This is a genomic window from Pseudomonas sp. Y24-6 (genome assembly GCF_020295325.1).
Classification (GTDB): domain Bacteria; phylum Pseudomonadota; class Gammaproteobacteria; order Pseudomonadales; family Pseudomonadaceae; genus Aquipseudomonas; species Aquipseudomonas gregormendelii.
Map to the genome: position 1 here is coordinate 1 of NZ_JACBXG010000030.1, position 7,611 is coordinate 7,611.

The following is a 7,611-nucleotide window of genomic DNA, read 5'->3' on the forward strand; positions in this document are numbered from 1 at the left end:
GGTTATTGGGTGAGCTGAGAGCAGTAGGAGCTGGCGAGCATCACGAAGGTGGTGCCGAACAGGACGAGGGCGGAACCGCGCCAGAAGTAGATGCGCTTAGCGCGCTGGTAGGTGGTCATGACGAAGACCCCATCATGTCGTCACCGAAACACTCGCCGTTGCAAACTTCGCTGCCACACTCGCGGCACTGATCTACCGGCTCAACTTCGCGCTGGCAGTTTTCCCCGCCGCAGTGCGGGCACCTGGTGCCGGTAAGGTTGCCGAGCGGGCCGACCCAATGGATCCCGATCCTGTTGCAGTTGCTGCAGATCATGGTCATGACCGAACCCTCACAGCCACCCGGCCGCCCTTGATTGCTGCGGCAAGCTTCGGCGGAAGGGCCGAGACAGGAAGGTCGCGCGGAAGGCCCGCGCCGAGGATGGTCAGGCTTCGCTCGATCTCGGCGATTTGCTCGTCGATCAGCGATTTCACGATTGGCGTGCTCATGCAGATCTCCTTGGCCGGCGCGCAACAACGTCGTTCAGCCTTTTGCAGTAGTGGTGGAATTCTTCGATGCTGATCTTCTGGGCCTGCAGGAAGGAGGTGATGTTGCGCATCACCAGCACTTCGTAGCCTTCGGGACAACCAGCATGCGATAGCTCGTCGAGGTCTTGGTCGATGAGAATGTGAGGGCTCATTGGCCGGCCTGGGCCTTGATGGCGTCGTCGGCCATCGGTGCGAGCAGTTCCTCGGCAATCTCGCCAAGCTTGCCCAGAGGGTGATCGCTTCGGCCCAGCAGCTCGGCGGTGGAAGTCTTATCTGCCTGTCCGCGTTCGGCGGAGATCAGCAGCCAGCCCAGCGCCGAGGTTTCGATCTCGCAATCCGCCAAGCGCTTGTTGACGTGCTCGTCTACCGCAAGAGCGAACTGTGCAGCGGTGACGCCTTGCGGCTTGCGCATACGGCGCTGGAAGGACACGCCACATCCTCGAAGCAACTCTTCGGCGGCGTTGTACAGCCACTCGGCCCGCGCCTCATCCTGGGGGCTCTCGCTCACTGGAGGCAGCGTCCGGTTTTCGTAGTTCAACTGAGCAATCAGTGCTGCGTTCATGGTCGCATCCAGAGCGGCGGGGTTGATCCAACAAAACTCGGCTGCACTCATCCATTCCGCTGGTTGCCGTTGGGCGCGGAGGGGAGTGCATGCGAGCTGTGTCGGTTGGTAATGTCGAGAGCGGTGAGCCTTAAATCTCATAAGACTCACCGTGATGCGTTTAATCGTTGATGCAGGGGGCCGCGTTGCGCGGTGCAGAATCGTCCGCATCGGGGTGTGATCTGGCCGGCGCTGATCCCCGGCTTGCGTGTGAAGTGTCAGGTTCAACCGAGCCGACCAGCTTTCGCCCATCGGCGCCGCACTTTTGAGCCTGCGTCGTTTCGCATCAGCCTGCGCTTTCAGATCACNGTCCGCATCGGGGTGTGATCTGGCCGGCGCTGATCCCCGGCTTGCGTGTGAAGTGTCAGGTTCAACCGAGCCGACCAGCTTTCGCCCATCGGCGCCGCACTTTTGAGCCTGCGTCGTTTCGCATCAGCCTGCGCTTTCAGATCACACTCCGATGCGGCCTGGTGCTGGGGAGTACCAGGTGCTCGGGCAGTTATCGGCAGGCTGCCGTGGCGCTGGTTATTCAGGGATTTGCTTCTTCGGCAGCCTCAAACTCGCTACCGAGTATTTCGGTCATCACGCCGCCAGGCTTTGCAGATGTGCTGACGTAAATGCAGTCAGGTGTGACCACATGCTTATAGCTGGAGAAGAACAGCGCGCCGCCGCCAAGTCCTAATGCATCCAGAAATGGCTGGAGATCCGCCTTGTCCTTCGGTTTATGTTCTTTGAACTCTTCCTGCAGCCTTTCCAGCTCAAGCTTCAAGGCTTTGCGTTCTTCACCCTTAGTTCCCGGTGGCAGACTTGACCGAGGGAACTGCGAGCTGTCCGCCTTTGGATCCGGCTTCGTCCAGAGCGGCTGCGGCATGACCGGGCTGAACTTCAGCCCGTAAAAGTTACGACCGCTATGCATGCTGGTCTGGAACAGTGCGGTGGCACCTACAAAGCGCTTCGCGAACTCTTCGCCAAGCACCTGCAAGCGATCCGCGCTTTCCCTGTACGCCTTCCAAGCCGCCAGCACACCGGCATCGCTTGTCTTGTAGTAGGCCATCTCGTGTCCTCCGTTGATTTCCAATGCCGCCTCATCGAAGCGGCATCAGTAAATCTGTGGATCCCAGGCCCGCTACTGGCGACGGCCTGGGTTATTGCGTCAGCGGTGTTGGCCCGTTGCCCGCTACTGATTGCAGGGCTGGCCGTCGTCTTCGTTGGTTGGCGGTGAGCTTCCTCACCAGGGCATCAATCAGAATCTGTTCACCCCGGATCACAGGTCCCTACAACATGCACGCTGCAGCTCGTTTGCCCGGTTAGGTGGGCAGGGTGCATGAGGTCCGGCGCCCTTCAATGCCGAAGCTCAGAGCGCTAATTCAAATCTGGTTTTCGCTGGCTCTGCTTATCGGGTCATTCACACGGTTCGAGCGTTTCGCTCTAGTCAGCCGTCGAGGTGCGCCTCGCGTTGGTAGCCTTTCGGGGCTATCTGATCTCCGGTCGCCGTAGAGGCAGTGCCGTCTTTGTTCGTATTGCGCTGATTGTTAAAGAGTGGCGGGCTCTTCAGAGGCCCTTCGCAGGGACTGTGTCGCTGCGATGGGTGTAATTTAGAAAACTTAACAAAATAGGTCAACACTTATTTTAGAAAACTTAACAAGCGGAGCGAAAAGGCGCCGAGTCGCGCTAGTATCAACAGGTCTTTCGGTTTAGGAATCTACACGCTATGCTGTGCTGATGCTGTATGGATATACAGTTCTAATAAGGAGGATTTTGAATGGCTAAGAAGCAGGCGAAACCAGCAGTACGGCAGGAGATGAGCGGGATCGAGCGGCTTGGCCTGAGGGTGTCGTCAATGATCAATCATCCGTTCGCGCAGGATCTGCGATGCGTGACGATTCATCGACTGGACAGCGATGGGGACAGGGAGTGGGACGAAGTGATGGGCTTGCTGGTGGAGACGGACGGCATCGAGATGACGTTCAACGACGACGAGTCGGTGACGCTGAAATGGGAGGCGTCATCTGAGAACGATCACGAGGCCGAAGTGCCTGACGAATTCATGAAGGTGGAGGAGGTCGCTCCATTCTGACAGGCATTGAAAAGCCCGCTTGTATGGCGGGCTTTGTGAGTCAGGCGATGATTGTACGTTACTGCCCCGAAGTTATGGCTTAAAGAGCCAGTCGCGCGATTCCGCATTCGCCCTGAGGATTTTCGCTTTCTTCTCGATTTCCTTCTTTTCGAACTCACTGAAATCGATCAGAACGTGCTCCGGGAACTCTTCCGGATCAGATACCGCCGGCAATCCCAGCGCTTGGCATTCGGCTGTAGTTATAGAAACTACGCCCGCCGATCGGCAATCTTCCCTGGCAGTGAAGTGAGCGTATGAAGCCTCTGGAGTGATCAAGTCACCATCATAAGAAGAGAGCTTCTTGTCATCCTTCGGAGTCGGACGGAAAACCTGAGATGTAATTTTTCCGTCTTGCACAAAGCTTGGGTGAACCTGTCGCAGCAACTGAGTTTGATCGTCCATTACACTTCACCCTTTGCTGCTTTGGAAATGAAATCTATCAGCGAATCGACGTCAGCCCTAGCTTCGAGATTCAGCTCCATGTATGTGTCTGCGCCGTCCTTGATATTGAGGCCGTGCAGCTCAGCCGTTTTGTTCTGCGGAATAATTTCGAGGCTGAGATCCTGATTGCCGGTTCTCCATTCAAACTGGAAGCCACCTTCGGCAGTGGGATAAATAAATGGCGTGGGCAGAGTAGCTGGGTACTGATCTCTAAAAAATGACTCTATCCAGTCAAACTCTTCAGGGCTTGGGACCACGCCGCGACCGTCAAGCCAGCCGACTCGTAAAAGTCTGAGCTCATCCAATCGTGCGAGCGGATCATTCGATTCGATGATCACAGCGTCCTCAATAAGGTCCAGGGAGTGAAGCTTTTCCATGCGGTCAAATCGACCAACACCCGATACTGAAATTTTAAGCCCATCACGAAACCCGCGCGTAGCCTCAAGGATAGTGTCGAGGTGTATTGCATCCATCTTCGCGGTAATCTTTTTGCCATCAGGCAGGAGCAGCTCAAAACTCATTTTTGCTTGGTCTATTTCAGGCACCAAGCCGCGGACGGTGACTTCATCCGTGAGAATCTGATTCTGTGACGCTAGCAGAAGTCTCCGCCGAGTTAGTTTTGAGAGCCTAGCAGGTCTATCAGTTCCCGGTCGAAACTCCAATACCTCCCCATCACGCAAGCCTCTGCCGAATCTGTCGAAGTATCCAAGCAGCGTTGCGGGTACATGTTCGGTGATCGGAGTGCCACGCTCGGCGGCGTCTATCGCATTACCAATCGACTGCACCGCCTGGAAAAAATAGTCCTCGTTGGCGGCAGCAAAAAGGCCCGCAGTAGGATCATTGTATTCAATCACGATGTTGGGGACAGCGCTTCCCTCTCCGACCGAGGACAGGTTTATCGATAAGTGATCCGTAAATCCCTTTGGCGTCCGAACCCGGCCGTGCTGCTGAACAAATTTCCATTTAGCTACGGCCACCACGAACTCTTCCAGCGCTGCCAAATCCTTTAGCAGCTCGAGTGGGATCGTGTGGTCATCAAATCTTGCGCCGACGAGTCGAGGTGCGACAAATGGCTTCTTCATATGACTTCCTTATCTCAGGTGATGGCTCGGTTTTCGCGGCGCGAGCACACCGCACGCTAAAAACTGCCAGGTGTCAGGCCTTGCGACCATTCCATATGAACAGGACCTTCGCGTGGATCGTCACGTCGTCAATTCTGGCGGTCTGGTTTTCGTAATGCTGGTTGTCCGAGATCAGGCGGTAATTGTCTTCATCGAGGCGCATGACACGCTTGATGTACAGCTCTTGGTGCCAGGTCATCACATAGATTCCCTCGCCAACGAACTCCTTTATCCCGCGATCTACGATCACCAGATCCTTGTCATTGATGGTGCCTTCCATCGACTGGCCCCAGCCCGTGATCATGGCTAGTGCACTGGCGGCGGTATAGGTCACTCCCTTTTCGCGCAAGATCGCCTCCCGCACCACAAGGTTACGGACCGCCTCGTTGTACTCCGGCGGGACCTGGCCGTGACCCATTGCGGCGCGGATGTCGTATTGAGGGATCAGAATCTCGTCGTTCGTTGGGCGCAGCGCCGTGTAATTCTGCGGCAGGTATTGCTGTCCGTTTGCGGCAGGGGTATCAGCCTCAGTTGCTGCCGCCAAAACCATTTCCCGCGCTTTCTCCGACAGGTTCTTCCCGGCTTTCGTCGCAAGCATGTGAGCCACCAGTTCCGCGCTGGTAGAGCCTGCTTTCGGGCCATCTTGCGATGCGACATCACCTGGCGAGCCCGTTCCTTCAGACAGCCATTCAGGCGAGCACTCAAGAGCCTTCGCTAGCGCAAGAAGATTTTTACCCTTCGCCCCATTAGTGCCGGACACCCAAAAGCTGACGGTCGCTTTCGAGACGCCAGTCGCTTTGATGATGTCTGCAGGCGTCAGGCCTAAGGCCTTCATGCGCTCGGTGATGCGGTCTTTAAATTCCATATTTAGGATTCTAAACAAATCATTGTTTAGATAACTTGCCTTGTGTTGTTAAGAACTCTAAACTCGGCGTAGACACTGGAGACACAACCATGACCTACGACGAGGCACTGACACATTTCGGCACTGGCCGCGCTATCGGCGACGCCCTTGGCGTGACTGGCAGCCGGGTATCTCAGTGCCGGACCACGGGGGGGTTCTCCTACCCGATGCAATGCGTTTTGGAGAAGGAGTCGAGCGGGGCGCTGATTGCTCGCCGTGAAGACGACCCTGCTCAGACACTTAAAAAATCCGCCGCCTAAAACCTATTTCAACCGCAGAAGGATTCACTCAATGGCATACGACGATTCTCGCCACCTGAAAGACCGGGAGATTAAGTCCCGCTACGACGACGAGACGTACGAAGCGCTCAAGGCAGTGGCGCGGCTTCACAAACTGCAACTCGCTGTCTTCGTGCGCATGTGCGTGGAAGAAAAGCTGGAAAGCATCGTCGAGCAGGATGTTACCGAAAAACACCAGATGGCCTGAAGTCCCTAAAGGAGGCCAACGTGCCCGAAAACACGATCTGCCATGGGATCGACGGGAAGCTCTATGAAAAGCTTGAGAGGTTGGCAAAAGCGGCAGGAATGACTCCTGACGAATACGCCACAAGGCTTGGAACAGAGCGGATCTTCGAGAAAACCAGGCCAAAGGGAGCCGGAAAAATCCGACACCTACCAACGACACGGCGAGACCCGCTTCAGGACTTAAAAGGCCCTGAAAAAGGAGGGGCTGATGAAGGCTCCGAATAGAGAAACCCAAACAGCAGGCGAAAAAAAACCACCAGGCCCGGTGGTTTCTTCAACTGCACAAATCGTAAAACTCTGTGAGGCCGATTATGCATACCTCTAACACCGATGTACAGGGCCTGAAAAAGTCCGCGACACATTTTCTACATTCTCAAAACGTGTCGCGCTCAATTTCTATGACCAGTTCTGAGATAGCTGAGCTGACCGGTAAATTTCACGCGCACGTAATTCGCGATATCCGCGTCATGCTTAAGGCTCTCGGTGATGATCCAGTTCTGGATGACGTCCTCGAAGACAAGGACTCGCGGGGCTATACAGAGAATTACCACTTGAATCGGGAGCTCACTGAAACTCTGGTGACTGGATACAGCGTTCCACTGCGCCTGAAGGTGATTCGTCGACTTCACGAATTGGAAGAAAAGACCGCCAAGCCTGCTTTCGATATCTCAAGCCTAAATGACCCCAAGGTTCTTCTGGCCCTCCTGACCGACAACGTCCGGAAGGTTGTCGCCCTGGAGGCAGACAACTCAGAGCTATCCCACGAAAACCTGATGCTCGAGCAGAAGGTCGCCGCCGACGCACCCAAAGCCGCCTTCTTCGACGCCGTGACAGTCACGCACGAAACATACTCCGTGGCGGAGGCCGCAAAGCTGATCGGCACCGGGCAGAACCGCTTGATGGCGTTTCTTCGTCAGCGCCGCTGGGTGACTCTTCGCAAAAACGAGCCCATGCAGGGCCCGATTGAGTCCGGCTATCTGACCGCCAAGCTCAGCACCTTCGAACACCCAGAAAACGGCAAGACCACTGTGTCCACGCCGCGAGTTACCGGCAAAGGACTGACCAAGTTGCAGGCTCTGTGGGCCCGCCGTGACGCTGACCTGCTGGGAGATGCCGCATGAGTCGCATCACAGTAGTCATCGAAAACAGCACGCATGGCATCCGGCTCGGAATGTCTCTGGCTGGCGGTCGAGTGACCAGCGCTTCATTGGGCGACCATTCCGATCTTCTCGAAACCGCCAAAAAGCTCCAGCGCGCTCTGTTCTATTACAACCAAATGCCTGAAGCGGAACGACTCGCCATTGAGCGAGAAGCCGCACTCATCATCGCCAAATTGGAGGCCGCATGATGGCCAGGATACGCACTGTAAAACCAGAGTT

General features: G+C 55.8%; 14 protein-coding genes. 7 read left to right on the forward strand and 7 right to left on the reverse strand.

Annotation, left to right across the window (positions count from 1 at the left end; translation table 11 throughout):
- The coding region (locus HYI44_RS28930; RefSeq protein ID WP_225571180.1) for a hypothetical protein at positions 1–191 on the forward strand (191 nt) is incomplete at its 5' end.
- A gap of 124 nt (positions 192–315) precedes the next feature.
- Here the strand turns inward: HYI44_RS28930 and HYI44_RS28935 are convergent.
- From HYI44_RS28935 to HYI44_RS28950, 4 genes are all read right to left on the reverse strand, one after another.
- Entirely contained in the window at positions 316–486 is a 171-nt protein-coding gene (locus tag HYI44_RS28935; RefSeq protein ID WP_225571181.1) for a hypothetical protein, read from the reverse strand.
- Positions 483–677: a hypothetical protein gene (locus HYI44_RS28940; RefSeq protein ID WP_225571182.1), complete on the reverse strand. Its 195-nt coding sequence runs from the start codon at positions 675–677 to the stop codon at positions 483–485. Before HYI44_RS28940 ends, HYI44_RS28935 begins: the two co-directional genes overlap by 4 nt.
- Positions 674–1,087: a hypothetical protein gene (locus tag HYI44_RS28945; RefSeq protein ID WP_225571183.1), complete on the reverse strand. Its 414-nt coding sequence runs from the start codon at positions 1,085–1,087 to the stop codon at positions 674–676. Before HYI44_RS28945 ends, HYI44_RS28940 begins: the two co-directional genes overlap by 4 nt.
- Before the next feature lie 568 nt (positions 1,088–1,655).
- A complete protein-coding gene (locus HYI44_RS28950; protein ID WP_225571184.1) occupies positions 1,656–2,180 on the reverse strand; it encodes a hypothetical protein in 525 nt (174 codons plus the stop codon).
- A 708-nt stretch (positions 2,181–2,888) separates the two neighbouring features.
- Between HYI44_RS28950 and HYI44_RS28955 the strand changes: the two genes are divergently transcribed.
- The gene (locus tag HYI44_RS28955; protein WP_225571185.1) at positions 2,889–3,203 is read left to right on the forward strand and encodes a DUF1654 domain-containing protein; all 315 of its coding nucleotides are present in this window, start codon (positions 2,889–2,891) and stop codon (positions 3,201–3,203) included.
- Between the two features lie 72 nt (positions 3,204–3,275).
- On the opposite strand, the gene HYI44_RS28960 is transcribed toward HYI44_RS28955, so the two are convergent.
- From HYI44_RS28960 to HYI44_RS28970, 3 genes are all read right to left on the reverse strand, one after another.
- The gene (locus HYI44_RS28960; RefSeq protein ID WP_210704498.1) at positions 3,276–3,644 is read right to left on the reverse strand and encodes a hypothetical protein; all 369 of its coding nucleotides are present in this window, start codon (positions 3,642–3,644) and stop codon (positions 3,276–3,278) included.
- Positions 3,644–4,765 (reverse strand): hypothetical protein, encoded by a 1,122-nt coding sequence (locus HYI44_RS28965; protein WP_210704499.1) that lies wholly within the window; start codon positions 4,763–4,765, stop codon positions 3,644–3,646. The genes HYI44_RS28960 and HYI44_RS28965 overlap by 1 nt, the downstream gene beginning before the upstream one ends.
- A 73-nt stretch (positions 4,766–4,838) precedes the next feature.
- Complete coding sequence (locus HYI44_RS28970) at positions 4,839–5,669, reverse strand: S24 family peptidase (RefSeq protein WP_225571186.1); 831 nt, start codon at positions 5,667–5,669, stop codon at positions 4,839–4,841.
- Between the two features lie 89 nt (positions 5,670–5,758).
- Between HYI44_RS28970 and HYI44_RS28975 the strand changes: the two genes are divergently transcribed.
- The 5 genes from HYI44_RS28975 to HYI44_RS28995 all read left to right on the forward strand — a co-directional run bounded on the left by HYI44_RS28975 (position 5,759) and on the right by HYI44_RS28995 (position 7,580).
- Entirely contained in the window at positions 5,759–5,968 is a 210-nt protein-coding gene (locus tag HYI44_RS28975) for a hypothetical protein (protein WP_225571187.1), read from the forward strand.
- A 31-nt stretch (positions 5,969–5,999) separates the two neighbouring features.
- The gene (locus HYI44_RS28980; protein WP_225571188.1) at positions 6,000–6,194 is read left to right on the forward strand and encodes a hypothetical protein; all 195 of its coding nucleotides are present in this window, start codon (positions 6,000–6,002) and stop codon (positions 6,192–6,194) included.
- A gap of 20 nt (positions 6,195–6,214) precedes the next feature.
- Positions 6,215–6,457, forward strand: a complete 243-nt coding sequence (locus HYI44_RS28985) for a hypothetical protein (RefSeq protein WP_225571189.1) — start codon at positions 6,215–6,217, stop codon at positions 6,455–6,457.
- 86 nt (positions 6,458–6,543) lie between these two features.
- On the forward strand, positions 6,544–7,353 hold the full coding sequence (locus HYI44_RS28990) for a phage antirepressor KilAC domain-containing protein (protein ID WP_225571190.1): 810 nt from the start codon (positions 6,544–6,546) through the stop codon (positions 7,351–7,353).
- Positions 7,350–7,580, forward strand: coding sequence for a hypothetical protein (locus HYI44_RS28995; RefSeq protein ID WP_225571191.1), 231 nt, complete (start codon positions 7,350–7,352; stop codon positions 7,578–7,580). The genes HYI44_RS28990 and HYI44_RS28995 overlap by 4 nt, the downstream gene beginning before the upstream one ends.
- The last annotated feature ends 31 nt before the right edge of the window (positions 7,581–7,611 follow it).